Here is a 25228-nt window from a genome sequence, read left to right on the forward strand (position 1 = left end):
GTTCCTCTTTAGTGATCTCGTGCTCACGCGCTGGTGCGGCACCCGCAATCACCGCGACCTGGTCACCGATCAGCTGGAGGCGCTTTGGTCACCAGAACAGATCGCCGGCCACCTGCTTCGCCCTTTTGGCGTGCCGCCGAGATAGGCGCGCATGTCGAGCAGCGACTTCTCAAGCACGTCGAAATTGCGGCGGAACTCCGCGGTCATGTAAGGCCAGGGTCCGCCGCCATGGCTGATGAAGTAGGTCCGGAGTTCAGAATCTGTCATCGGGTCTGTCCTTCGCAAGTTTGCCGCGCCAGGCGCGGCGCCCGTTGGAAAAGCGAGTCGCGACGGGTACCTGTAGAGGAATTTGACTTTTCTCATTTATTAATCAATGCATTCGATATTGAAGAACCATTTCTCGAATGTTGATGATCCATGGATACAATGATGAGCCTGCGGCTGTTCTGCACCGTGTCAGAACTGAAGAGCTTCACTGCTGCCGCCGACCGCCTCGGCATTTCGCCGGCAATGGCGAGCAAACATGTGATGCAGCTTGAGAACAGGCTGGGCACCCGGCTCCTCAACCGGACCAGCCGCCACGTCAGCCTGACGGAAACCGGATGCCTTTATTTCAACCAGGCCAAGCAGTTGCTCGAAGGGCTTGACGAGGTGGAAGCAGCCATCGGCAACGCTACGGTGGCGCCCTGCGGCATCCTGAAACTGAGTGCACCGGTTTGCGCGGCCAGCATATGCTTCGTGAGCCGACTGGCCGAGTATAACCGGCGCTATCCCGACGTCTGCCTAGACGTGGATCTAAGCGGCCGCATGGTGAATCTGGTAGACGAAGGTTTCGATCTTGCCCTGCGGGCAACGTCGCCCGGCCGGCTCGATCTGGGCCTCGTCGCCCGTCCGCTGGCCGATATAGAATTCCACCTCATGGCATCGCCGGAATATCTGGAACGAGCAGGTCGACCCAAAGGCTTCGCGGATCTTAACGGTCACGCGCTGCTTCGTTTCAGCGGGGTCAACCTCAGTGACATCACGGCGCTGAAAGGCGCAAATGGACAGTACAAAGTCACATTTCGTACCGTGATGTTGAGCGAGAACAAGACCATTCTCCAGCAGGCAGCTCTGCAGGGTATGGGCCTTGTCTTCCTGCCGAAATGGATGACCGAGCAGGACATCGCGGCAGGCCGATTGGAGACCGTGCTTCCAGACGCGATCAGGTTTTCCATTACGTTATATGCTGTGTATCCGAGCCGGAAGTATCTTTCCGCCAAAGTCCGCACTTTCATAGACTTTATGACGACGAGCTTGCAGGGCCTAGGATAAACACGATTGTGCAGGAGCCGTTTCGCGACGGTTGGGAGCATGACCGGGCGCGCGCGCCAGGCTTCGCCGCCCGATCCAAACGGCATCATGGACGAAAGCGATATACTTAGAATAGTTGCTACTAGCACCGCAGGCTGCACGGGGAAGGTCAAGCTGCGCTTCCACATTCCTAAAGTCACCGGTGTTTACGCATTTAATCAACTCGATCCATAATGCCGGACTGAATGGCCAGGGCGGTGTTCTGCGAGGCGTGAAGTGGCAGATCTCCAAACGCGAGTTGACAAAGAAGGTAGTTGGCCCCCGCCTCTTCCAACTGATCAAGGAGAGCCCGGCGCACAAAAGCTGCCGTTCCTACCACGCACAACTCGCTCTCGATTGCGGCATCCAAGGTCAGCGGCAAGTTTGGCGGAACGGGGATCGCGTTGACATCGTACAGGAACTTGAAGTTCTTGACCCATCGGTCGTAAGCAGGTGCCGCGAGTGAATGGGCGTGCGCGGCAGAGTGTCCGACCACTACCATTCGGAGCAATCCGAGAAAAGGCGCTTGGTCGTCCGGGTCATTGTTTTGCTCTGGATGGGAACGGAAGGCATCAGTAATTTTGCGAACAACAGACGCGGGTCCTAGGCAAGCGATATTTGCGCCGTTGGCAGCGGCCCAAGCCGCAGATTCGGGCCGGTTGGTGGCGATCCATGTAGGCGGATGCGGACGCTGATGAGGCCGCAGCGTCAAAGGGACATCGTTTAGCTCAAAATGCTTGCCTTGGTAGGACAGTGTGCCGCCCTTCATTGCCTTCACGAGGATTTCGCTGGCTTCGATGTAGCGCTCCGGCACCGCGTCTGCACCAATCCCGAAGTAATTCAATTCGATCGGGAGAAAGCCGCGCCCGATACCAAGCTCGAGTCTACCACCGCTCAATTGGTCCAACATACAGATCTCTTCAAACGCGCGTAGCGGATGACAAAGGCTGAGCAGCATGACCAAGGGGCCGACACGAAGTTGCCGAGTGCGCTGCGCGACGCTCGACAAGAACAAATTCGGCGATGCGCCTCTCCCATGCGGGGTACAATGGTGCTCCGCGAGGTGATATGCATAAAAACCGAGCCGATCGCATGTCTCGGCTAACGTCAGGCGGTCGGCGTACTGTTGTGCGATGTCCCGACCGTCCTCGTCTAAGTGATCAAAGATGCCGAAGGTTAGCTTCGAAGGGGAGGTATGTCTCATTCCGTCATCTCCAACTTTCATGAACGAGCGTAAGGCGTTGACCCAAGCGATCTGAGACTTGGCCTTTTTCCTGAGTGGATGGTCTTGTGCCTAGCTTGAATTTGTTTGGGCTTTGCGTTGGCTACGCCAGATCATCGAGGCATTTGGAAGTTGCGCACAGATCCACACCCACAAGGGACCCCTAGGACGCCGGCAGCTTTGGCGACCCTTTGAAGATCGCGTTGAGGGGCACCTTGCGCGAAGGAGCAAACACGGCCAGATGCTGAACCGGCTATGGGACTGTACTCTCGGTGGGGAGTGGCCCACCTGAGCTGTTGGATACCATCGTTGCAGGGGGCCTTCCCAGGTCAACGCGTTCGGCCGACCGCTTTGCGACACGCCCGCAAGAGTGTGCGAACTACTTCGCAGCGACGGGATATGACCCAAATTAAAGTGGACGTGCTCTAGCATTACGCGAGTGGAACAACTCATGGAGTTGCACTGGATCCTCAACGACATCGACCCGCCACCTCCGTGCCCTCGGCGCAATCGCCGGCCACTCCTTCCGTAAAGGCAAGCTCTGAAGCTCATGACCAAGATTGCGTTCTTCGAGGTCCAAATCTCCAACGAAGCTGGTGTTGACTCCACTACGCGGAACTGGCGGCGAGGCGCATAATAATTTCCCATTGAGAATTGCGCCTTGTGAAGCTGCGCCCAAGGCGATGAACCCTAGTTATTGGCGGGGCCGCTTTGAACGGTAGTCCGCACATGCTTTTCCAAATGCACCGAATAGTCTCTTGGAGTGGGGATCCTCTGCGGCATGCCACTCTGGATGCCATTGCACCGCCAATTGTAAAGCGTCAGCGTTTGCCACGCTAATAGCTTCGATCAGCCCATCAGGGGCGACCGCCTCACAAGTGAGGCCATTCCCCAGAGACGATATCCCTTGGTTGTGAAGGGAGTTGACCTTGATGACTGTGCCACATCCGAAAATACTCGCAAATTTTCCCCCAGGTTGAATGATCACGTCATGAACAGGATCGTATTGCCGGTCACGTGGTAGCGAAACATCCTCTCTGTGGCGCAGCATGTCCTTCCGGCTGGAAATGTCTTCAAAAAGCGCTCCTCCGAAAAAGACATTCATCTCTTGGAGTCCCCGGCATATCCCAAGGATCGGAAGCCCTCTCTCAAGAGCAGCAGAAAGAAAACCACTTGCCATCACGTCTCTATAGTGGTCACTTTCTCCTCTGCGATAGCCGCTTGCGGCCAAAAAAAGGCGTCGAGCATTGGATTGGGAAACGTAATCCGGGTTAACGTTCGATTCATCCCCGGTAAGGACAAACCCGTCGAGGCGATCAGCAATTTTCCGGATTCCTACTCGATCGTTAGTAGACTGTGTGGGCAGAACTACAATCTCAACATTAGCAAATGTCTCGAGCGTATCTATGTATCGCCTACGAACCCATTCCCGGTGAACCTCATCTTCGACGAGGCGGTTTGCGGTGACTCCAACCAGTGGCATTGTTCCTACAAGGCGCTCCCTGTGGCAGCAGGTCTGTTCTGCTGTTCGGCTTCATACAGCCTCGCGTTGCGCTCGATCAGTTGGGATATGACACTTGGCTGTCCTTTGGGTCCCTTACAAAATAGGCCACCCCATGTCGTTGACACTTCGCGGAACTCGGGATCTGCCATCCGAATTTCCTGCGCCTTCTTGAGCAGCCAGAACGGTATGCCAGGTGAAAGATGATGCTCGAGGTGATATTCGTCTAGATTTACGCCGAACAGCATACGCTCCAAAAGATTGCCTTTCCGGTTCCTCGTTAGGTACAAGTTCTTGTTTTCGACTTCACACATCGGTGAATGCTCGGCTATCTCGGTGAACCAGCCGATGACTTGGAATGTCGTCAGATAAGGAATGATCCAGAATAGGATAAGTTCGTCAAAAAAGCCGAAGGCTATCGATGTCCCGAGAACAGTAATCCAGAACCCTGCGAAACCCCATGTATCAACTAAAATCCCAGTCTTGTCGACGTCAGCACTTCCAGCTCCGCCGATGCTGAACCGGGATTTGAAGAGGTATTTTAAATAGGCAGATGTTGCCCCTCCGAGTAGGGGTAAAACAACAATATCCCAGATATATCTATTGGGGTGGCGTACGTCATACACTCCGGTCTCCAGGAAAAATTTGAGATCTGGATCCTTCTCCGGATCACCTAAGTGCGGGTGGTGCAGATGGACGTGTGAAATCCGGTAGGCCCAATGCCGCTGGAACAGCGGATAGGCAGCGAACAGGATACCAAGAACGTAATTCAGCGTCGCATTTCTCGCCAGTGTCTTGTGTGCAGCGTCGTGTGCTATTGTAGTCAAACCGCGCTGGTGCGCGCCAATGAACAGGACTGCAAGAGGGTAGAACCACCACGATACCTCGGATGCAAGTGCCCCAAATGCAAGGATAATAATGTAGTCTTTGGCAATATAAAGTGCTCCCGTGAAATTATCGGTGCGCAATGCCGCGAGCGATCTCTTTATGTCGGAGGGAAAGCGGACGCTTTGGAAATGGGAGGCCTTCAGAGGCCAAACGTCTTGAACGGTCATAGTTTCCTCGGGATTTTCTGGACTGAAATCAATATATGGCGGACAGAGCCTTTTCCAGGTCGCCGATAATGTCGTCTGCATGCTCAAGCCCCACGCACAGCCGGATAGTTCCGTCAGTGATGCCGGCCGCGATTCGCTTATCTCGAGGAACCGTTGTATGGGTTGTCGAGACCGGATGTGTGATGAGGGTGCGGGCGTCCCCGACATTCGAGACGTGATAGAGCAAGTCAATGTTTTCAATTAGGGTGCGGCCGTTACGTGCGTCTCCTACCTCGAACATGAGCATAGCCCCGTACCCGTAACTTCTGTCGAATAGATCGTCCGCGAGTTCTTTCTTCTGCCCCGTAAAAAACAACGGATAGGTTACTTTGGCTACCTTGGGGTGGTTCCGGAGCATTTCAGCAACTGTTTGGGCGTTTTCGCAATGTTGCCGCATCCGTAGGTGTAGTGTCTCAAGTCCTTGGAGAAGTTGAAAACTGTTGAATGGGCTGGCGCAGGCACCAACATCACGAAGCCACGTCATCCGGGCCTTTAACAGTGTCGCACTCTTCCCGAGCTCTTGGACTTCCCGCACCGCCTCGTGCCAAAGGATACCGCCGTGTGCTTCATCTGGATTTGAGAACAAAGGAAAGCTTTCCGGATGCTGTTGAAAGGGGAAGCTGCCGTAGTCAGAGATTATCCCTCCAAGAGTTGTTCCGTGCCCGCACACGTATTTGGTCGCGGAATAGATGGCCATATCTGCACCTAATTTTGCGGGTCGACAGACGAGCGGTGTAGTGGTGTTGTCCACCACTACGGGAACACCTCTCCTTCTTCCAATCTCCACCAAACTCCGGAGAGGTAGGGGGTCTAGGATTGGATTAGAGATGCACTCCCCGAATAGGCAAATTGTGCGATCATCTATCTGCCTTTCGAATGCAGCGGGGTCGGAATTCTCGGCTGTTCTGGTTTCAATCCCGAACCTTCGAAAGGTGTTATGGAGAAGATTCCAGGAGTTTCCGTAGAGGAAGGGCGACGCCACAATGTTGTCACCTGGCCTGCCACTACAGAGATTGGCCAAGGCGATGAAAGTCGCGGCTTGCCCGGATGCGACGGCCAGGCTGTCTGTCGCATTGTCAACAGCTGCGAAGCGCCTCTCAAGCGCTCTGGTCGTGGGATTGATGATGCGGGTATAAGTGTAGCCGTCCTCTTTGACATTGTAGACATTCGCGATCTTGGAAAGGTCACCCTCCAATTCATAGGCCGTATTCTGATAGATTGGTACGCAAACAGCTTTCGTAGAGGGGTCATTTCTGAACCCGGCATGAAGGGCGGCTGTGGCTGGGTGCGCCCAATGCTCCGACTTGTCGAATTTCTTAGACATTTCAATGTTCCTGAATTGGCTTGCGGCAGACTATGCAGCTAAAATTGAATGTGAAATGTCGAAATACTCGGCCGTAACACCGATGAGCTTGTCGATCCAGGCGTCCTCTATTTGACCTATGCATCCAATACGAAACGTGCCGGTCTGATCGTGGAGCTTCGCGTAGATATAGACGTCATTCGCTGCGAGATGATCGTAGTAGCTCTCAAAAGCGGGTTTGTCGGGAACGAATTCTGCCGACCGGAACGCTAAACAGATGGGCGACTGGCAATCTTGTGGGACAACGGTTTCGAAACCGAGCGCAGTCATGCCGCTCAATATCTTGTCACGGATTCTGCAGTACCGCCTGTTCCTTGAGACAAGACCCTCTTCGAGAAGCTCTTCGAGCGCTTTATTGAAAGCCTGAACAACATGGGTCGGAGGAGTTGTGCGCCATTCCCCGTATTGTTCAAAGTTCTGCCACTGATCCAATATGTCGAGGCAATAGGAGCTGGCGTGAGATACGCCTCCGACAAGCAAGCGATTGGATATTAGGGCGAAAGCGACTCCCGCCGGAGCTTCAATGCATTTGTTGCCTGAGGAAACAAGGACGTCGATGCCATCAACTTCGACGTCGATAGGGAGCCCTCCGAAAGAACTCATTGCGTCAACAATCGTTACGAGGCCGTGGCGACGCCCCGTCTCCACGAGACTGCGCACGGGATTGACAATGCCCGTTGTCGTCTCACAGTGGACGAAACAGATATGAGTAAAACCCTCGTCCAGGTTTGCCATGCGCTCTATTGTGGCCACGTCTATCGGTAGCGTTGCGGGAAACCGAAGCGCTTCGAAGTTGATGCCGCTCTTCGCAAGAATTTTCGCGATGCGCTCCCCATAAATTCCGTTGATACAAACGAGGACTTTGTCTCGCTTGCCGGTAAATGTGACAAGGGCTGCTTCCATCGCGAAGGTGCCGCTTCCTTGAATCGGGACGGTAGAATGTGATGCCTGCCCGCCAGAGACGAGCAACAAACGGTCTCGCAGTTGTTGTGTAACTTGCTTGAAAGCCGAATCTCTTGAGGCCAAATCCAGTCTCATGGAATCCCTTACGGTAGAGGACAGACTCAAGGGGCCGGGGGTGAAAAGGTATCTCTCTTGCATCGTCAAAATCCTCCCTTTGGGACATGATGCGCTTCGCCTAAATCTGCCTTGGAACTCTCCATGTGGGCAGGGTGCTAATCGCAGGCCCCCCTGCCCTTACGGCAGCGGCGTTGCATTGCACAACTAGGTTATGCATGAGACACTACAGAGGCTATGATAATAGTGTCACGTGACACTAAATAGGGAGATGGCATGCTTCTCAAATCCCCGTGGAACCCGTATCTCGTAGCCATGGACGCCCCACCATCAGAACGGCTGGTGAATGCCTTGGCACATGACATCATTGAAGGCAGGCTCGAAGGAAATGACCGTCTACCGCCGCATCGGGATGTTGCTTACCAGCTGAGCATCGGGGTGGGTACGGTGACAAAAGCGTATGCCGTGCTTGAGCGTCGAGGGCTAATACGGAGTGAAAAAGGGCGGGGCACCTTTGTGGCTGCCCTACCGGCAACGAGCGAACCCGTCATCGATCTGAGTGTTAACACGCCGCCGCGTCTCCTCAGTGAACGCATGCTCTCGAAGACATTGACCAGTATCGCACGGAACATCAACTCTGATCTGTTTACTCAATATCCGCCTGACGGAGGCCACGCCGAGCACCGCAGACAGATGGTTCAGTGGCTTGCGGGGCTCGGTATGTTGGCGAAGGTAGACCAACTCCTCCTGTGCAACGGAGCCCAGCAGGCTTTGACCGTTGCGTTCTCCGTGACAAGCGAGGCAAATGGGATCATCCTCACCGAAGCGCAGACGTACCCCGGCGCAATCTCATTTGCCCGACACAACGGTCATTGTCTTAGAGGCGTGAAAATTGATCGTGAAGGAATGCGGCCCGATGCGCTCGATCGAGTATTGCGGCGAGCAGGAGGCGAAAATAAGAGGGCCGTTGTTTATGTAACGCCTACCCTGCAGAATCCTACGACGGTGACCATGGGAGAAAGTCGCCGAAGAGATATTGTGAGCGTGTGCCGGAAGCACGATGTAATGATCATCGAAGACGATGTATATTCCCTCGGATCGACCGGTCTTTCGCCCTTAGCAATGCTGGCGCCTGAGCGAACTTTCTACGTCAACAGCCTATCAAAGACGGTTAGTCCGGGTTTGCGCATAGGCTCCTTGGTTGCTCCGGCTTGTTTTGTCGGCCAAGCCGAAGTGGTGCTGTCGGCTACATCATCGATGGTGTCACCATTTTCTTGCGCCGTGATGGCCGAATGGCTCGTAAACGGTACAGCTGAATCCGTCCGCAGATCGATTGGAGCCGAATCTTCAAGAAGATTGGAGTTGGCCAAATCCCAGCTCGGAGACGCAGCAATATTCCCAGAGTACGAGGGTTTCCATATCTGGCTCCCGATGGAGCTTGGAACTGCAGACAGTTTCGTGACTGCAAGCCAGGCCGTCGGCATTCTCGTGACGCCGCCATCAGCCACTGCCGTTGCGCCGGATGGTGGTGACGGTGGCATCAGGCTATGCGTTGGAGGACCAGAACTTTCTGACCTCAAAGCAGCTCTCGAGAAACTCTCATTAATTCTCATGAACTGCGGCCGGCGGCAGCAGCCGCATAGATCTTATGTGTAACAGGGAGCCGGGCTAGGAGATGTTCGGATAGGGTACCGATGCAGGACAATACGTGGATCGTTTTAACAACCTTGGGCTTGTATGCTGGGATAATAATCAGCCCGGGTCCGAATTTCGCACTAGTTTCCCGGCTGTCGATTTCAGGTGCTCTTCCGTCAGCTTTTGGGGCGACTCTCGGCCTTTCCCTTGCCGCGACCTTCTACGCGGTCCTGTCGATGACGGGACTCGCCGTCCTGATCGTGCGTGTGGATTGGCTTGCCACCGCCATCCAAGTTCTAGGGGGAGCCTATCTTGTCTATCTGGGCGTAAGTAACTTGTTTGCCTCCTCCTCGCGGGGCGACAGCTCAAAACTTTCGGGCGGCACGTTCTCGTCGGGTCTGCGCATGGGCACGCTGGTGGAATTGACCAACCCGAAGGGCATTGCGTTCTTCCTTGGGCTTTATGCCGTTTCAATACCCCCAGACGCAGCTATCTCCGTAAAACTCACGGTACTGACCGGTGGATTCATTCTTGAAATGCTGTGGTACAGTTTTGTCACCATGCTTATGTCTAGCCCACCCGCCCAGGCGGTCTACAGAACATCCGGGGCATGGATCGACCGTTTCGTAGGCACGCTGTTGATCGGCTTCGGCATCAAATTGCTCTCCGAGCGGCTATGAAGAGTGACAAGGCGCTGTTTGAACTGATGGGATGCCCTTTGGCGGGTCTCGGTATGATGATTACTCTTGCGGTGGGGCTTACGGGGGGTGTAGATGGCACAGGTACATCGTCGGCAGGCGACCATCTGGAGTGTATATCCGGAGCTCTTGGGTGCTCACCATAAGCTCGTCGTGGAATCGGTGCTTGTCACCGGCTTTCCGCGAAACATGCGCCAACCCTGACCGCAATCGACTTGTGGCCAAGTCCTTGTTCGAAACGATATCTCAATATCTCGATCTCGCGGACACGCCGCATCTCCAGTCTCTCCGCAGGCATCCCGTTCCTTCCTCGTCACTGTCGAAGGAAGAAACTTCACACCAGCAGAACACACACGCCAGACGCCGTCCGAAGGGGGCGGCATCATCTTGGAAGCAGGGGGCGACTATTTCTCGGAATTGGGGGGCGAGATCATTTCGGAATCAGGGGGCGGATTTCCTCGGAATTTGCAGTTTGGAACGTGGTGCAGGAAAATGCTGTCAAGGGTGGCCTGCGCGGGCTCGGCCATGACGATCTCGGCAGACCGCGCCGCGTCAAATCCCGCGCCGTCAACGGCATCGATCAGGATATCAAGCTCAACGAAGCGCTATGGCTGCTCGGCGAGCGGATGGCCGCTTTGAACTCGTGAGCGGGGTTGCAGAAGCGCCGCTGCGAAAGGCGGCGCATCTCCGCATCCATCAAGACGATGACCATGCGCCGTTCACGCCGGGAGCCTGTCTATGGCCGCATCGAGCGGCACGCGACAGGTGTGATGGGTGCCCCTGGCGCCCCTCCCCTCGAAACTTTCCGCCGGCCCGTGAAGAACGGAGCGCAAGCCCCGGGGGCAGTCGATCCCTCGTAACCGGCCGATTGTTACCGCGGAGATTTCGCCTTGACGCGAGCGATGACTTCTTCGTCGTCGACGAAGCAGTCGAGGAAGTCGTTCCAGGCTTCAGGCGAACGGCGCGCATCGGCAAGCATTTGCCTCAGCTCATCGATGCCATCGTCGGTCAGTGCGGTGATTGTCTCATCGTCACCGTGTACGACGCTGATGATACTTCCATAGGTCAAATTGTCGGAATTGCTGACGATCGCCTCCAGGAGTTCCCGGTCTTCGCCGAGCATTTCGGCGACATGGTTGATGGTGAAGGCATGGGTGATGGTGGCCATCAGGCGGCCTCGGCGCAGATGATTGCCACAGGTGCCCAGTTCCACGGCAGCAGTTCGTCGAGCCTATTGATCTTGTGATCGTGAATGCGGTCGAGCACGTCGGCCAGATAGGCCTGCGGATCGATGCCGTTCATCTTGGCCGTCTCGATTATCGTCATGGCACGTGCCAATGTCTCCGCGCCGGTGTCAGCGTCAGCGAAGAGCCAACTCTTCCTGCCGGTGGCAATCTACCGAACATTCTGCCCATATCGGGGAAGAAGTCGAGATCCATTACCGCTGGCACGCGCTGTATGGTCGGTTTGTCCGCCGTTATTACGGGGAGCAACGCCGCGGATCCGACCTCGTCGTTGTTGAGCACGAACCTGGAGTGACGACGGCCGTGGAGCGGTGGATGTTCGACCGCGCGATCTGTGCCGCAATGAAGTTGGGAGAGCCGCAGGTATCGTTACGAGCGCTGATGGACCTTGACCGGGTACTCAAGGATCATGGACTCAGGCAAGTCTTTTCGGATGACGCAACTGTTATCGAGGAGGCATGTGATGAAAGCGCGACAGCACCACGCCATCGTAAAACAACCCTGCCAGCTCAGCATGACGTTGGAAACGCCCGAGCTGACGCGGATGAGCGCCGTGGAACGACAAGCAATGATTTTGCGCCTTGCGCAATTGATCCTGCAGGCGGGCGGGACGACGATCACGGAGGACAGCGATGACGCACGTTGATCTTCCCGCATCGCTTTTGAAGCGTAAGGCCGTGGTTTATGTCCGTCAGTCCACACCTGCGCAGGTGCAACTCAATCGCGAGAGCCAAAGACGCCAGTACGAACTTGTCGAGGAAGCGCGACGGCGTGGATTTCGAGATGTCGAGGTCATCGATGACGATCTTGGCCGCTCGGCAAGCGGAACAGTTGCGCGACCGGGGTTCGACAAGCTGGTGGCCTGGCTGTGTGCTGGTGACGTCGGCGCCATCCTTTGTCTCGACGCTTCCCGTCTCGCGCGAACGGCCGCGACTGGCATCACCTGTTGGAACTGTGTGGCTTGGTTGAAGCGCGGGTGATCGATCTCGACGGTGTTTACAATCCTTGCCGTCCGAACGACAGGCTGTTGTTGGGCATGAAGGGAAGCATCAGCGAATTCGAGTTAAATATTCTACGAACGCGCATGTACGAAGCCGTCCGGTCCAAAGCACGACGAGGAGAACTGCGCATCGGCGTGCCGATTGGCTATATCTGGCATCGCGAGATCGGTCTTGGGCTGGATCCTGACGCTCGCGTCCAGGAAGCAGTGCGGCAGATATTCAGCCGTTTTCGCCAACTGGGAAGCGCTCGTCAGACCCATCTGGCGCTGCATCGTGAAGGAATGCATTTTCCCCGCCCTTCGGATGGCAGGAAACTGACGGCGCTCGATTGGACGCCAATCCGCTATCGCAATGTGATCTCGGTACTGAAGAACCCGTTTTATGCTGGAGCTTACGCCTATGGCAAAAGCAAGAGCCGAACCGCAGTCGTCGATGGCCGCGCTCACAAGACGTACGGCCACATCCGGCCACTCGACGAATATGATGTTCTTTTGAAGGATGACCATGAAGGTTATATCGACTGGGGAATATACGAACGCAATCAGAAGCAACTTGCCATCAATGCATACGGTCAGCGCGATGGAGCCAAGTCAGGGCGAGGCGGCCGCTCCCTGTTGATCGGATTGATGACCTGCGGCCAATGCGGGCATCGGTTGAGGGTAGCCTATCGAGGGCGTTACCCTTATCCTGTCTACCAATGCATCGGCCGGACGGCGCACGGATTACCACGGTGTATGTGTTTTGGCGGCCAGCGAGTCGGCGATTGCGCGTGAGTTGATGAGGGTCGTTCAACCGATTGCAATTCAGGCAGCGCTTGTTGCAGAGCGGACCCACATGGAAACTCAACGTGAACAACAGCGCATTCTCGAACTCGAGTTGCAACAAGCTCGTTACGAAGCATCGCTCGCCGAGCGACGCTATGCGGCGTGCGATCCGGATAATCGCCTGATTGCCGCCCAGCTCGAGAAGAACTGGGAGACATCACTACGCCGCGTCAGCGAGTACGAAGCTCGACTGGACGATATCAAGACGGACAACTCGGCGACACCCACGCCCGATTTTACCGGCCTTGCCGAAGATCTCGATGCAGCCTGGTCATCGTCCAGCGTGACGATGCGAACGCGCCAGCAGTTGGTGCGCGCGCTTATAAACGACATTACCGTCAACATTGATGAGGCTGACTGCGAGATCGTGCTGACGATCCATTGGAAGGGCGGTCGACATTCCACCCTCCGCTTGCGCAAACCACAATCCGGTGAACATGAATGTGTCACGTCCGATGATGCCTTGGCCATCATCGAGAGTATGGCAAGCCGCTGGTCTGATGAGCACATCGCAGCGACCTTAAATCGGATGGGATTGCCGACTGCCCAAGGCAAGAGCTGGACGGCAAAGCGCGTCGGCTCGATCCGGCGCGTGCGTGGAGTTCATGCCTATAAATCAGCGGAGAAAGACGGAGAATGGCTGACGCTGACCGAAGCTGCCAAGGCCAGCAACGTCACCGCTCATCGCATTCGCAGCCTGCGTCCGAATGATCAACCAGGATGTTATCGACCTTTTTGAACGGGTGCCGGACGGAACCCCGATTCTCGTGACCGACCTGTCGAACGACAAACCAGACCGCTCGTAGACTGGTGCAGTATTATCCGATGCGAACGACTGTTTCGGAGATGAACTCGAAGCTGGGAATTGCAAGGTTCTCAGGTGCGGGTCCCTTGCGGACGCGACCCGCGGTGTCGTAGTGCGACCCGTGACAGGGGCAGAACCAGCCGCCGAAGTCACCCGCCTGTCCAAGCGGCACGCAGCCCAGGTGCGTGCAGACTCCGATCATGACAATCCAGTTCTCCCTCCCCTCCCCGGCAGAGCGGGCAAGATCGGTTGCGGGCTGGTCATCGACAAGGTTGGCGTTGCGCGCCAGCGGATCCTTAAGATCAGCAAGTGCAGCCGCCCAGGCCGTCTCGATCTCTTGCTGGGTGCGGTTGCGAATGAAGACTGGCCGACCTCTCCACTTGACCGTCAGTGACGTACCTTCGACGAGAGACGATACGTCAACCTCGATGGAGGCCATCGCAAGCGTCGAGGCGTCAGGACGCATCTGATCGATGAATGGCCAGGAGGCAGCCCCGACACCCACGACGCCGGCCATGGCTGTCACCAAGTAGAGAAAATCACGTTTGCTTGGCTCGACTGTTTCGTCTTTCGCCACAGGATAGTGCCTTCCTACCCCGGTTGGCTCAGCTTGCCCGCCAAAAAAACGTGGATGCCGTGCCCGTACCAAAGCGTGATGACCAGTACAATAGTTCCTGGAAGAGACGCTTTTGCTACCGAGGCATTATACGTCTAGGTGCAAGGCAATGGAAATGAGAAGGATTGGAATCGGAGTCTTGGCCTGAACCTGATCTGAGCATCCGGCCGCGATTTTGCCATGCGAACGTCGAACCCGGCTGAAGTGGTCAGTGCGACCTGAAACAGCAGGTTAGCCCTGCAGAGCCGCTGTCCGGTCCCTGTGGCACTGTAATTCGGCTCACCCCTATGTACCGGACCGAAGCTGTCGCCTCAAATTGATCTCGTTTTCCAGCCGCGCCGGCACGCCCGGCATAAGCGGCCGCAGCGCACCTCAGGAGAGGGGAGCAGCCGAAGGCTACCCGCGCCCGCCAGGTAGCGCCGCAGGGTTTGCACCGGAGGCTTGTGGGAAACGCCGGCACCAGAGGGCGGAGTTTTACATGGAACCGCTTGCCGGGGGCAGTCGGTCCCGGTTTCCGCCTTCGGGCGGCGCTTCTCTAATCGGCGGGTCGAGGTCAAGCGCTTTTCGAGCTTTCCACTTGGTGCGGCGTTCGACGTTTCTTCGCGGCCCGTGCTTCTCTCCGGGATCGGCAATCAGCCCTCCCACCATGGGGTTCAGTAGATGAAGTGGTCCAATCTATGCTGCAACCTGACGACATATCATCGGTATAGCGCCGCGCACGAACTCACATCACCATCGTCCGCGAAGGACGTCTTCCGCCGCGAGGCGGAACTTTGAATATGCTTTCCCTGATTTCGTGAGACCCAACTTTCTTACACGGCCATGGGGCCGGCCGCTTCCCGCGTCCACCGGAATTCTGTGCCGTCTACCCACATTCGATGCATCACCACCGCAAGTCTGCGCGCCAATGCAACGTTGGCTTTCTTTCTGCCATGCCGCCTGGCAATGTTCATTGCCCATGCTTTTAGCCAGCACCATTTCACCAAACGTGTCAGCATCGTCTGCGCCGCCTCATATAAAAGCGATCGCATCATCGCGTCTCCGCATAGGGAGATATGGCCGATCCTTTTGCTTTCGCCGGACTGGTTGAGCACCGGCGTGAGGCCTAGAGCGGCTCCCACCGACCGCGAATTGTGGAACCGGCTGGGAATGTCGATCGTCGCGACATAGGCTAACGAGACAACTGGCCCAACCCCGGGCACTGTCATCAGGCGCTTGCAAACTAGATCACGCTTCGCCTCCTGGACAACCTTCTTGTCCAGTTTGGCGAATTCCTCGCGCAGTTTGCGCCGTCCAGCGAGCAAAGGCTCCATGATCTCCAGCAGATCGGCGTCCGCCTCAACGAGCTCGCGTACCTTCTCCTCGAACGTCCCTACGGACACCACGCCGACCTTAAGCCCGAAGTTGCGCAGGAGCCCACGCATATCGTTCTCGAGCGCGATCGCCTTTTCCTGCAGCAGCGAGCGAGCCGTCAGCAGGGCACGACGCTTCTGGCTTGTGAGCGTCTTCACGTGCACATTCTTGAAAAGACCGACCCGCATCATGTGCGCAATGCCGCGAGCGTCGTTGCGGTCACTTTTGTTCGTTTGCGAAGCTTTTAGGAAGCCCTTCGTATGACGCGTCTCGATGCAGAATACGGGGAGGCCGGCCTTCGCCAGTCCGTCGAAAAGCCATTGGGACATTGGTCCCGCCTCCAGGCCAATACGCTCCAAGCTGAGTGCGGGATTGCTCAGGATAGTGACTAAATCTTCCGGGTGAGACACCACCTTTTTCTCTTGGCAGGTCCTTCCGCTTGCATCGACAATACAGACGCTCGTTTCTTTGACAGAGACGTCGAGGCCGGCGTAATGTTGCATGGCTGCGCTTCCTCTTTCTGATGCTTGTGGCTGTTACGAACAGACCACGTTTTATCATCAGCTCGGAGCGCAGCACCTTCCTTCCGGTCGGCGAAGATGGGGCACGAAGCCGATTACCCCATCTATGCTAAACCTCCTGCGGCTGCCCTTTTAACCGGTCAAGCGGTGCGCGAACTGGCTTCGGCTGCGCCTACGTCTTGTATGCGCATTTGTTTGCTTCAGTGGGGAAAGGGCGCGCTGCCCCCTCTCCCCTGCAAGGGGAAAATCGGTCTCCCCGTCCTTCCTCCGCTCGCCTTTAGCTCGCTCCGTGCAGGATCGACGCGGACCCGCTCGAGGCGGATTTGCGTCGCCCCTTCGGGCGGGTGATCCCCCTCCGATTTGTCCCCTTGCCCCCCTCTCCCCCGCTGCTCCGCGCGAGCTCGGGGAGCAGGAGCGGGGCTCCTGCCCCTTCGGGCATGAGGCCGCTTCGCGGGAATAGGGAAAAGGGAACCATCATGACTGACATCATCACCGTTGCATTGAGCAAGCTGGACGCCGATCCGATGAACGTGCGCAAGACCTACAGCGCCGAGGGCATCGAGGCGCTGGCGGCAAACATTCGAGCCGACGGCTACCGGCTTCTGCAGAACGTCGTTGTTCGCAAGGGCGACAAGAAGGGCCGCTATTTCGTCGTCGCTGGCGGCCGCCGATTGGTTGCGCTCAAGCTGTTGGCGGAGGCGGGCGAGATCGCCAAGGATTACCCCGTCGAGTGCAAGGAACGCGAAGGGGAGATCGCCACGGAAATCAGCCTCGCAGAGAACGTCATGCGCGAGGAAATGCACCCGGTTGACCAGTACGAGGCATTTGACGCATTAGCCAAGCAGGGAAAGGACATTGCCGATATTGCCGCGCGGTTCGGCACGACCGAAACCATTGTCCGTAAGCGGCTGGCTCTCGCCCGCGTTTCGCCGATCCTTTTGCAGCAGTTCCGCGACGACGACATGAGCTTCGCGCAGCTATCGGCCTTCACGGTCAGCGATGATCACGAAAGGCAGATGACCGTTTGGAACTCGCTTCCTTCTTGGAACCGCGACCCTCATTCGATCCGGCGAGCGCTGACCGAGGAAATGATTCCCGCGACCGATAAGCGTGTGCAGTTCATCGGCGGACTGGAGGCTTACAAGGAAGCCGGTGGACAGGTTCAGCGCGAGCTTTTTGACGAGCGAAACGCCGGTTACGCGATGGACGTTGCCTTGGTCGGAAAACTCGTGGCGGAAAAGCTCGAGACGGCCGCCGCGGCCGTTCGTGCCGAAGGCTGGAAATGGGTCGAGTGCTCCGCCACGGCCCCCGCTGGTTATCATGCGATGAAGCGCCACTATCCCGAGGCTCTTCCTCTTTCCGAGCAAGATCAGGCTGCGCTCGATGCCGCACAGGCGGAATATGACGAGCTTGCCGAGTTGACCGAAAGCGGCATGGCCGACGACGAGGCAGAGGCGAAGCTGTCTGACGTCGAAAAGCGGATCGACACTCTCAATGCCCGATCGGAAGCCTATAGCCCGGAGGCGTTGGAACAGGCGGGAACCTTCGTCTTCCTCGACTATTACGGACGGCTTGCCATCGAGCGCGGTTTTGTGAAGCCGGAGGCAGTCGGCGAGGACGAGGAACGCGAAGGCTTGCCGAGCGCCAGCAGCGCGGCAAAGCCCAAAGTACCAACGATAAGCCATTCCGCCGCGCTGATCGAGGACCTGACGGCCCACAAGACCGCCGCCTTGCGGATCGAACTGGCGAATAATCCGGACGTGGCGCTTGTTGTCGTCGTTCATGCGATGCTGCTGCGCGTGGCCTATCCGTACAATTCGGAGCAGAGCGCCCTACAGTTGTCGCTCACGCACGAACGGTTGGAGCCGTCGATGAAGAACGCGGAAAGCTGCAAGGGTCTTTCCGCCTTCAACGATCTTGCGGAGAACTACAGCCATCACCTGCCGGGAAACCCTGCCGATCTGTTCGACTGGCTGTTAGAGCAGCCGCAAGACATGGTGCTGTCGCTTCTGGCCTTCGCCGCGGCCCACTCGGTCAATGCGGTGGAGAAGAAGTTTACGGACCGCAAGAAGGGCATCGAGCAGGCGAATCAGCTTGGCCGAGCGCTCAAAGTGCACATGCCGGATTGGTTCGAAACGACCGGCGACAGCTATTTCAAGCACGTCAACCGCACGACCATCGAACTTTCGGTGGCCGAGGCGAGAGGCAGTGACGCGGAATTGTCGGTGAGAGCCGCCGCCAAAAAGTCCGAAGCCGTCATGATCGCAGATCGCCTTGTTGCCGGAACCGGCTGGATACCGGCCCCGGTTCGTGTAGCCCCCGCCGAGGCGGAACGGGAGCTTCAAGCCGAGAGCATCGCCAAAGACGAACAGGTCCCCCAAGCGGCTGAGTAACATCAGTCGCGGGCCGGTCACGTTCCTCCCGCGTGATCGGCCCTTCCCGCTGCACGACGCCGCTGATTGTGGGCCAGGATCGACCTGGCCCACAATCATATTGAGGGGAGGCCCGATTCCCCCTCCCCTCAAACTCCCCTTCCCCCCAGATTTCCTACGTTCCAGGAACTCTTTTGCATCAAAATGCTTCAGCCTTGCGGCCCAAAGCCGGCGTTCTAAAATCAGCAAAAATGCCGCAAGCTGCCAAGAAATAAGGGCATTCTCGGCCTAACACGCGCCCTTACGGGCCTTTGCGTGTAGCACGTTGTTGCACCTTTTTGATTTATGAGGTTATTTTTCAGATGGCGGAATCAGTCGTGATTCCGGCGCTCACGCATTCTGATCAATTTTCACGGAGATGACAGGCCCGACCAGAAAAGAAAAACCGCTCCCGAACAAGTCCGGAAGCGGGGTCCTATGAGTCAATAAATTAGCCAAATCCTTTCTCGCAGACCCTCCCTTCCCTGTCAATTGCAAAAGCACCTTTTCGGTGAACGGCGAAGCTTTGCCTGGTCCCTAGACGGAGACGAGGAATGGGGAATACCCAAACGGATCAGCGGCCGATCGGCCGCAGGATAACGCCGCAGCGTGCACACTACCGGCGTCTGGCAGAGTCGGCGGATATCGGAACCGTGACGCGTGCTCAATTGGCCGTGCTTGCGCAAAGCCTGACATGCACAGGGTTGATCAATGGGACCGAAAGTCACCTGTTGGTGGCGCTGATCAACACAGCCCCCGCCGAATCGTTCGACAAGTCCGGCCGTCCGATCATCTTCAAATCGAACCAGCAACTGGCCTTTGAGATCGGCCGCTCTGTCGGGCGCGTCAGCCGAATGCTGTCGCGCCTGTTCGACGCGGGTTTGATCACGATGCAGGACAGCGGCAACTACAAGCGCTATCCGATCCGCAACGTCGATGGCGAGATCACGGATGGTTGCGGGATCGACCTTCGGATCCTGATCGTCCGATATGCCGAGCTCGACGAACTCGTGAGGCAGGTCCGCGCCAAAAAGAAAGCAGCCGATGCGGCCTTGCGGCGCTATCGTGGGGCGCTTCGAAATGCCCGCTATGCCCTTTCGACAGCAGCAGAGCTTTCCGCGCAGGTGTTGGATCGCATTGCATCCCGCATCGAGCGCGTAAGCGATTTTGTTGGAGCTGCCGGCAAGGCCTCGAGTGGGATGCTGCGGCGCGCGACCGCCATTTTGGAGTGGCTTGTGGAGCGGCTGATGCGCCTCCCCCGCCGATCTGCAGAAGTGCCAGGAACCAAGAATATGACATGCCCGCATGTCGAAAACGGCATGCACATACAGATTACAACCCCACATCCCTTTGACGATAGTAGTGAGGAACGGCGTTCGGCTAACGCCGAACAACCTAATTCGCTTAAGGCTGGCTCCGCCAGCAAATGGGCTTTTGAAGAAAGCCTGGGGCGACGCCGGAGCGAAATCAACCAGCCACGGCGCTTGCCGCAGGCAATGGTGGCATTGCAAGACGTGGTTAGGGCGGTGCCAGCGCTGAAGACCTATGGGTTTGCCCCCACCAGTTGGGCCGACCTGGCGCGGGCCGTGCCGCTGATGTGCCGGTTTGCCGGTATCTCCGAGGATGCCCGCGCCCGCGCCGTCGAGCAGATGGGCGAGCAGCAAGCCGCCGTCGCCGTCGCCGTGACACTTGAGAAATACGACCGGCAGGAAGTCAGCTCGCCGGGAGGCTATTTGCGGGCTATGACGGACCGCGCCGCCGCGGGCGAATTGTATCTCGCCCGCTCTGTCTTCGGGCTCGCCGCCCGAAATTCCATGGAGGTCAGACATTGAGACGTAACGCTTTGCCGGCGCTATTCGCCGCCCTCGTCATCGTTCACGGTTCGGCAGAGGCCGCGGATTATTCCGGCCGTGCCCGCGTGATCGATGGCGACACCATCGGCATAAGGAATCAGCGAATCAGGATAGCGGCGATCGATGCTTGCGAGCGCGACCAGACCGGATTGAAAAACGGGAAGTTATGGCGCTGTGGCGTCGCAGCTCGCAGCTATCTTGGGAAAATGATCGACGGCCAGCACGTTCGCTGCGACATCATCGATCAGGATCAGTATCGCCGCCTGGTGGGCCAGTGCTTCATTGGAGACGTCGATATCGGGCTTGCGATGGTGAAGGCAGGACTGGCGGAGGCAATGCTACGGTACCTGCCGGCGACACACTCGATCAGCGAGGTCGAGTACGGCCAGGCCGAGAACCGCGCCCGAGATAGCGGCTTTGGCATGTGGTCCGCGGAGATCGAAAGCCCGCACGAATACCGCCGTTCGAAATCTTCCCGGATTCCGTGACCGGAGATAGCCAATACGGAGCAGTGGCGCCGACGGCGCGCGAAGCATTTTGCTGCAGTGTCGCCGTCGGAATCGCCGGAAATCCCGTTGATCAGGTCGCTTAATTGCAGCATATTGGCGCAAATTGTGCGGTTGGTATGTCGCTGACAAACGGGGAAACGTTGCCAAAACGGTTCAAGCCATACTCCTCCAGGGCGGTTGCTTGTGACGCTCGTTCGCACGTCGACGCGGTTTACGCAAAGCGGACGCCACAAAAATTTCCCCGCCTTCGGCTTCCTCGCGAAGCAAATTTTTGCGTCCTCTCGCCTCCTCCGCTCACGCTCCGGCCTACCGTGCGCACCGCTTTCCGCCGTGCCTTTGGAACGATCATCGCAACCACCAAAGAGGAGTGAAAAACATGAACATCACCAACTACATCCAGTTCGACGGCGACAACCTCGACACCGCAAAGGGCGCCGGCCTCATCTCCACCATCGACCGCGACATGGACATCAAGGTCGTGCCGTTCGCGTCCGACAATGAAAAGGCCCCGACGCACCGCGTCTACGCCAAGTCACCGCGCGGCCATGACATCGAGGTCGGCGGCATCTGGAAGAAAGACAACCAGGACGGCAAGCCGTACTACACCCTCTCGATCCGCAAGCTTCGCTACAACGCCAATCTCGGCCGGTTCCCCGGCCAGGACGATGCCTCCCTGCAGGCGATCATCGAATGGGAACCCCGCGATTAATCCGCTCACAGCGCCCGGCCAGCAGCCGGGCGCCTACCTTCGAAAGGCCGGAAAATCCCGCAAATTGCTGGATTTTCAGCACTTTTCCTGCTAGGGTGGCCCGTAACTGGAGATTGCCGATGAACGTTCATTCCCGCCGTCCGGATCGTTCCCCGGAAGCCATTGAGAAGCGGCGCAAGGCCGCCGAGCAGGCACGCGCTGCCAATATCCGGCAGGGCTATGTTCACGATCCTGCCCTCGAGGAGGCGATCGTGCGGTATGTCGCCGGCGACATCACCCGCGAGGAATACCGGCAGCTCATGATTGAGGCGCCTGTCAAGATAACCTCCCGATCAACCTTCAAGAGCAGAAGGCCGCCTGCTTAGAGCTGACAGCCTTTTGTTGAGCTTCGCCATGGCTGATGAGCGCCCAAAGGTTCCTACACCTATCCTAATACGTCAGACGATCCGGACCGGACGAACGTTCTGAAAAACAGATGGAGCATTGAAACCCATTCCTAGCTGCGCGTGAATGAGTATCGAGCGACCGCCGTGCGGTTAGCGGAAATTGCTGAAGGCGATGGCCCGAAAGGCAATTTCGACAAAGCTCACCTGAAAGGCGCTTCACGGTTCACGAATGGGCCGGTCACTGGGCACCTGTGGCAATCATCTGCGCCGAGGCCGCCTGAGGGCCACCATCACCCATGTCTTCACCATCAACCATGTCGCCGAAATGCTCGGCAAAGACCGGGAACTCCTCGAGGCGATCGTCAGCAATTCTGACAATTTGACCTATGGAAGTATCATCGTGAGCGCCCGGCGAGCGCACTTTTGCTCGAGGCGCAGGTGTTTAGCTTAGCTAGCGGTTGCGCTTTGCTTCGTCCGCCATAATGCGCTCGATCATTTCGGGATCGCATCGTTCGTCAATGAGAAACTGGCGGATCCCGCCGTCCCACGTCCGTATGTCCGCGAGAAGCTCCTGGAGGCCCTCTACGCCATCGCCAGTCAAGCCTCTTGTACCGTATTCGCTGCCGTGACGGACGTCGACCGTCTCGCCCTCGGCGATATTGTCCGAGTTGCTGGTGACTTCCTCGAGCAGTTCGAGGTTCTCGCCGATGATGCCAGCGATCTCTTTAAGCGTGTAGATAATCTTCGAGCGGGCCATCAGTCAGCCTCGTGCAGGTCTTTTGCCGGCGCCCACTGCCATGGCAGCAGTTCTTCAAGGCGATCCGTGCGATGATCTTGGATCCGGGTTAGGACGTCTGTCAGATAGACCTCCGGATTTGAGGCCATGTTGTTTGGCCGTCTCGATGATCGTCAGGATATCCGCGATGCGCTCGCCGCCCTTGTCGGAGCCGGCGAAGAGCCAGTTCTTTCTGCCAATTCCCATCCCCCGTTCATTCTGCCCATGTCGGCGATGAAGTCGAGGTTCATTATCGCTGGCATCCATATTTTGGCCAAAAGGTTATCGTTCGCCGCGTCGACGAACGAGCGACAGGTCAGTTTCTGCATGTTTTAGGGCCGACAGGTGTCGTGGTTTCGATTGCCGGATGGATGGTTGATCCTGTGGTGTGCGCCGGCATGACGATGGGTCTGGCACGCGTGGATCTTGCGGCGCTGATCGAACTTAACGGGCTGGTCACAGGCGGCGACAAGCCTGCACTCTTCCGAGGTGGACGTAGAATCGCTCAGGAGGAAGATGATGAGATCCCGCAATACGCTGGTGCCGGCGACGGGCCGACAGCTCGACCTGATATTCAAGACGCGAACACTCGACGGACTGAGCGACAAAGAGCGCAAGCAGGCGACATCAACACTGGCTTGCCTGCTGATGCAGGCTGCCGGTCTGGTCGTCGAGGAGCTCAACGATGACCAGCACTGACTTAATTCCGGCAGCGCTACTCGCGCGCAAGGCAGTCGTTTATGTGCGGCAATCCACTCAGTCGCAGGTCATGACCAATCTGGAAAGCCAGCGACGGCAGTATGATCTTGTTGACATCGCGCGACAACGCGGCTTCGGCGACATTGAGGTCATCGACGACGACCTCGGACGGTCTGCCAGCGGAACGGTTGCACGCCCCGGCTTTGATCGTCTCGCCGCCTTGTTGTGCGCCGGCAAAGTTGGTGCCGTTTTGTGTTTCGATGCCTCACGGCTCGCACGCAACGGCCGCGACTGGTACCATCTGCTCGAACTATGCGGTCTCGTGCCCGCGTCATAGACCATGACGGTGTCTACAATCCGGCCCAACGATCGTCTGCTACTGGGCATGAAGGGCAGTATCAGCGAGTTTGAATTGGGTGTGCTAAGAGCCCGAATGCTCGATGCCGCCAGATCGAAGGCGCGGCGCGGCGAATTGCGCCTGGCTCCACGAAGCAGATCTCATCGCGAATCTCACCTGGCAACCAGCCGATTGAAACGGAATTCGGCTTACCTCCAGCAACTTGGTCGGTTCAGCTCCGACCGCACCGGTGGCTCCAACATAGAGACATTCAAGGCTCTCATCGGATTCATCATTCGGGCGCGTTCGCAAAGAGGGTGGTGTCGGCTTCGAGCAGGCCCCTCTCCCCCTCTCTCCGCGCCGGACTAGGGTGAGGGGCCTCCCCGCTTTTTAAGTCACGGCACGATCAGCGTGCCCGCACCATGTTCGGTGAAGATCTCGAGCAGTACCGCATGTGCCGTCTTGCCGTTGAGGATAACGACGCACTGCACGCCGGTCTTGATAGCATCGATGCAGGTCTCCACCTTCGGAATCATGCCGCCCGAGATGGTGCCGTCGGCGATCAGCGCATGGGCTTCGGCGACCGAGAGCTGCTTGATGAGCTCGCCCTTCTTGTTGAGCACACCGGGGACGTCGGTGAGGAAGAGAAGGCGCGTCGCATTGAGCGCTCCGGCGATGGCGCCGGCGAAGGTGTCCGCGTTGATGTTGTAGGTGTGGCCGTCCCGGCCCGGCGCCACAGGCGCGATCACCGGTATCATCTCGGAGCGGGCGAGCAGATCGAGAAGGGTGCGGTCGACTTCGACCACATCGCCGACGAAGCCGAGGTCGAGCACGCGCTCGATGTTGGAATCCGGGTCGCGGATGGTCTTCTTCGCCTTTTCCGCAAAGACCATGTTGCCGTCCTTGCCGCAAAGGCCGATCGCCCATTCGCCCGTCTGATTTATGAGCGCGACGATCTCCTTGTTGATCGACCCGGCAAGCACCATTTCGACGATCTCGACGGTCTTTTCGTCGGTGACGCGGAGCCCGCCCTCGAATTTGGACTCGATGCCCATCCGGTTGAGCATTGCGCCGATCTGAGGGCCGCCGCCGTGAACGACGATCGGGTTGGCGCCGGACTGCTTCAGAAGCGCGATGTCGCTCGCAAAGGCGCGCCCGAGTTCGGCATTGCCCATGGCGTGACCGCCATATTTCACTACGGTCGGCTTCGAGGCCGGCGAGCGCTGGTGCTGCTGTCCCATTCCGTGGAACTCCATCTGATGCTTAGGGCTTCCGCTTGGACTGCTACCGTAGAACGCGATCTGACGCAGAGCTGCCATCCTG

Annotated in this window: 25 protein-coding genes and 5 pseudogenes; 15 read left to right on the forward strand and 15 right to left on the reverse strand. The window is 57.5% G+C overall.

Annotation, left to right across the window (positions count from 1 at the left end):
* Nucleotides 1-69: 69 nt before the first annotated feature.
* Nucleotides 70-267: a hypothetical protein gene (locus tag JOH52_RS34085; protein ID WP_017266449.1), complete on the reverse strand. Its 198-nt coding sequence runs from the start codon at nt 265-267 to the stop codon at nt 70-72.
* A 150-nt stretch (nt 268-417) separates the two neighbouring features.
* Between JOH52_RS34085 and JOH52_RS34090 the strand changes: the two genes are divergently transcribed.
* Entirely contained in the window at nt 418-1314 is an 897-nt protein-coding gene (locus JOH52_RS34090; protein WP_017274640.1) for a LysR family transcriptional regulator, read from the forward strand.
* 193 nt (nt 1315-1507) lie between these two features.
* On the opposite strand, the gene JOH52_RS34095 is transcribed toward JOH52_RS34090, so the two are convergent.
* The 5 genes from JOH52_RS34095 to JOH52_RS35760 form a co-directional block, all read right to left on the reverse strand.
* Complete coding sequence (locus tag JOH52_RS34095; protein ID WP_017266451.1) at nt 1508-2536, reverse strand: LLM class flavin-dependent oxidoreductase; 1029 nt, start codon at nt 2534-2536, stop codon at nt 1508-1510.
* A 712-nt stretch (nt 2537-3248) separates the two neighbouring features.
* A complete protein-coding gene (locus JOH52_RS34100; protein WP_080590389.1) occupies nt 3249-4037 on the reverse strand; it encodes a gamma-glutamyl-gamma-aminobutyrate hydrolase family protein in 789 nt (262 codons plus the stop codon).
* Nucleotides 4038-4042: 5 nt separating this feature from the next.
* Nucleotides 4043-5191, reverse strand: coding sequence for a fatty acid desaturase family protein (locus JOH52_RS34105; protein WP_234837085.1), 1149 nt, complete (start codon nt 5189-5191; stop codon nt 4043-4045).
* On the reverse strand, nt 5139-6473 hold the full coding sequence (locus JOH52_RS35755) for an O-acetylhomoserine aminocarboxypropyltransferase/cysteine synthase family protein (RefSeq protein WP_017266454.1): 1335 nt from the start codon (nt 6471-6473) through the stop codon (nt 5139-5141). The genes JOH52_RS34105 and JOH52_RS35755 overlap by 53 nt, the downstream gene beginning before the upstream one ends.
* 30 nt (nt 6474-6503) lie before the next feature.
* The gene (locus tag JOH52_RS35760; RefSeq protein WP_017266455.1) at nt 6504-7613 is read right to left on the reverse strand and encodes a 2-aminoethylphosphonate aminotransferase; all 1110 of its coding nucleotides are present in this window, start codon (nt 7611-7613) and stop codon (nt 6504-6506) included.
* Nucleotides 7614-7805: 192 nt separating this feature from the next.
* Between JOH52_RS35760 and JOH52_RS34115 the strand changes: the two genes are divergently transcribed.
* Nucleotides 7806-9185, forward strand: coding sequence for an aminotransferase-like domain-containing protein (locus JOH52_RS34115; protein ID WP_017266456.1), 1380 nt, complete (start codon nt 7806-7808; stop codon nt 9183-9185).
* Nucleotides 9186-9223: 38 nt separating this feature from the next.
* Nucleotides 9224-9844 (forward strand): LysE family translocator, encoded by a 621-nt coding sequence (locus JOH52_RS34120; protein WP_017266457.1) that lies wholly within the window; start codon nt 9224-9226, stop codon nt 9842-9844.
* A 187-nt stretch (nt 9845-10031) separates the two neighbouring features.
* On the opposite strand, the gene JOH52_RS36070 is transcribed toward JOH52_RS34120, so the two are convergent.
* A complete protein-coding gene (locus JOH52_RS36070) occupies nt 10032-10160 on the reverse strand; it encodes a hypothetical protein (RefSeq protein ID WP_273545388.1) in 129 nt (42 codons plus the stop codon).
* Nucleotides 10161-10344: 184 nt separating this feature from the next.
* Here JOH52_RS36070 and JOH52_RS34125 point away from each other — a divergent pair, with 184 nt between their 5' ends.
* Complete coding sequence (locus JOH52_RS34125) at nt 10345-10509, forward strand: hypothetical protein (RefSeq protein ID WP_234837086.1); 165 nt, start codon at nt 10345-10347, stop codon at nt 10507-10509.
* Between the two features lie 224 nt (nt 10510-10733).
* Here JOH52_RS34125 and JOH52_RS34130 read toward each other — a convergent pair whose 3' ends face one another.
* Both JOH52_RS34130 and JOH52_RS34135 read right to left on the reverse strand, forming a co-directional pair.
* Nucleotides 10734-11030, reverse strand: a complete 297-nt coding sequence (locus tag JOH52_RS34130) for a hypothetical protein (RefSeq protein WP_107010551.1) — start codon at nt 11028-11030, stop codon at nt 10734-10736.
* A pseudogene (locus JOH52_RS34135) lies at nt 11030-11257 on the reverse strand (transposase domain-containing protein); the annotation flags it as partial. The pseudogene JOH52_RS34135 and the gene JOH52_RS34130, both read right to left, overlap by 1 nt.
* Nucleotides 11258-11569: 312 nt before the next feature.
* Between JOH52_RS34135 and JOH52_RS34140 the strand changes: the two are divergent.
* The 3 genes and pseudogenes from JOH52_RS34140 to JOH52_RS35780 all read left to right on the forward strand — a co-directional run.
* Nucleotides 11570-11752, forward strand: coding sequence for a hypothetical protein (locus JOH52_RS34140; protein WP_017265658.1), 183 nt, complete (start codon nt 11570-11572; stop codon nt 11750-11752).
* Nucleotides 11739-13670 (forward strand): annotated as a pseudogene (locus tag JOH52_RS36410) (recombinase family protein). The gene JOH52_RS34140 and the pseudogene JOH52_RS36410 overlap by 14 nt, the downstream one beginning before the upstream one ends.
* Nucleotides 13624-13737 (forward strand): annotated as a pseudogene (locus JOH52_RS35780) (L,D-transpeptidase); the annotation flags it as partial. The pseudogenes JOH52_RS36410 and JOH52_RS35780, both read left to right, overlap by 47 nt.
* Nucleotides 13738-13749: 12 nt before the next feature.
* Here the strand turns inward: JOH52_RS35780 and petA are convergent.
* Nucleotides 13750-14313, reverse strand: coding sequence for a ubiquinol-cytochrome c reductase iron-sulfur subunit (petA, locus tag JOH52_RS34150; RefSeq protein WP_017265660.1), 564 nt, complete (start codon nt 14311-14313; stop codon nt 13750-13752).
* Nucleotides 14314-15164: 851 nt separating this feature from the next.
* Nucleotides 15165-16208 carry an IS110 family RNA-guided transposase gene (locus tag JOH52_RS34155; RefSeq protein ID WP_017265661.1) on the reverse strand — a complete coding sequence of 348 codons (1044 nt, stop codon included), beginning with the start codon at nt 16206-16208 and terminating at the stop codon, nt 15165-15167.
* Between the two features lie 494 nt (nt 16209-16702).
* Here JOH52_RS34155 and JOH52_RS34160 point away from each other — a divergent pair, with 494 nt between their 5' ends.
* The 5 genes from JOH52_RS34160 (at nt 16703) to JOH52_RS34180 (ending at nt 22073) form a co-directional block, all read left to right on the forward strand.
* Nucleotides 16703-18619 carry a ParB/RepB/Spo0J family partition protein gene (locus JOH52_RS34160; RefSeq protein WP_017265663.1) on the forward strand — a complete coding sequence of 639 codons (1917 nt, stop codon included), beginning with the start codon at nt 16703-16705 and terminating at the stop codon, nt 18617-18619.
* A gap of 572 nt (nt 18620-19191) precedes the next feature.
* Nucleotides 19192-20469, forward strand: a complete 1278-nt coding sequence (repC, locus tag JOH52_RS34165; protein ID WP_107010552.1) for a plasmid replication protein RepC — start codon at nt 19192-19194, stop codon at nt 20467-20469.
* An 11-nt stretch (nt 20470-20480) separates the two neighbouring features.
* Complete coding sequence (locus tag JOH52_RS34170; protein WP_017265664.1) at nt 20481-20978, forward strand: thermonuclease family protein; 498 nt, start codon at nt 20481-20483, stop codon at nt 20976-20978.
* 397 nt (nt 20979-21375) lie between these two features.
* On the forward strand, nt 21376-21708 hold the full coding sequence (locus tag JOH52_RS34175) for a DUF736 family protein (protein ID WP_015241541.1): 333 nt from the start codon (nt 21376-21378) through the stop codon (nt 21706-21708).
* A 119-nt stretch (nt 21709-21827) separates the two neighbouring features.
* A complete protein-coding gene (locus JOH52_RS34180) occupies nt 21828-22073 on the forward strand; it encodes an antitoxin VbhA family protein (protein ID WP_107010387.1) in 246 nt (81 codons plus the stop codon).
* A gap of 259 nt (nt 22074-22332) precedes the next feature.
* Here JOH52_RS34180 and JOH52_RS34185 read toward each other — a convergent pair whose 3' ends face one another.
* The 3 genes and pseudogenes from JOH52_RS34185 to JOH52_RS34195 all read right to left on the reverse strand — a co-directional run.
* Nucleotides 22333-22515, reverse strand: a complete 183-nt coding sequence (locus JOH52_RS34185) for a hypothetical protein (RefSeq protein WP_164855820.1) — start codon at nt 22513-22515, stop codon at nt 22333-22335.
* Between the two features lie 30 nt (nt 22516-22545).
* Nucleotides 22546-22851 carry a hypothetical protein gene (locus JOH52_RS35790; RefSeq protein ID WP_017266735.1) on the reverse strand — a complete coding sequence of 102 codons (306 nt, stop codon included), beginning with the start codon at nt 22849-22851 and terminating at the stop codon, nt 22546-22548.
* Nucleotides 22851-23082: pseudogene (locus JOH52_RS34195) on the reverse strand (transposase domain-containing protein); the annotation flags it as partial. The pseudogene JOH52_RS34195 and the gene JOH52_RS35790, both read right to left, overlap by 1 nt.
* Between JOH52_RS34195 and JOH52_RS34200 the strand changes: the two are divergent.
* The 3 genes and pseudogenes from JOH52_RS34200 to JOH52_RS34210 all read left to right on the forward strand — a co-directional run.
* On the forward strand, nt 22978-23205 hold the full coding sequence (locus JOH52_RS34200) for a hypothetical protein (RefSeq protein ID WP_017266733.1): 228 nt from the start codon (nt 22978-22980) through the stop codon (nt 23203-23205). The pseudogene JOH52_RS34195 and the gene JOH52_RS34200 overlap by 105 nt on opposite strands.
* A gap of 183 nt (nt 23206-23388) precedes the next feature.
* The gene (locus JOH52_RS34205) at nt 23389-23568 is read left to right on the forward strand and encodes a hypothetical protein (protein WP_127657852.1); all 180 of its coding nucleotides are present in this window, start codon (nt 23389-23391) and stop codon (nt 23566-23568) included.
* A pseudogene (locus JOH52_RS34210) lies at nt 23555-24052 on the forward strand (recombinase family protein); the annotation flags it as partial. The gene JOH52_RS34205 and the pseudogene JOH52_RS34210, both read left to right, overlap by 14 nt.
* A 248-nt stretch (nt 24053-24300) precedes the next feature.
* On the opposite strand, the gene argB reads toward JOH52_RS34210, so the two are convergent.
* Entirely contained in the window at nt 24301-25161 is an 861-nt protein-coding gene (argB, locus tag JOH52_RS34215; RefSeq protein ID WP_234842747.1) for an acetylglutamate kinase, read from the reverse strand.
* Nucleotides 25162-25228 lie beyond the last annotated feature (67 nt).

Source organism: Sinorhizobium meliloti (assembly GCF_017876815.1).
Taxonomy (GTDB): domain Bacteria; phylum Pseudomonadota; class Alphaproteobacteria; order Rhizobiales; family Rhizobiaceae; genus Sinorhizobium; species Sinorhizobium meliloti.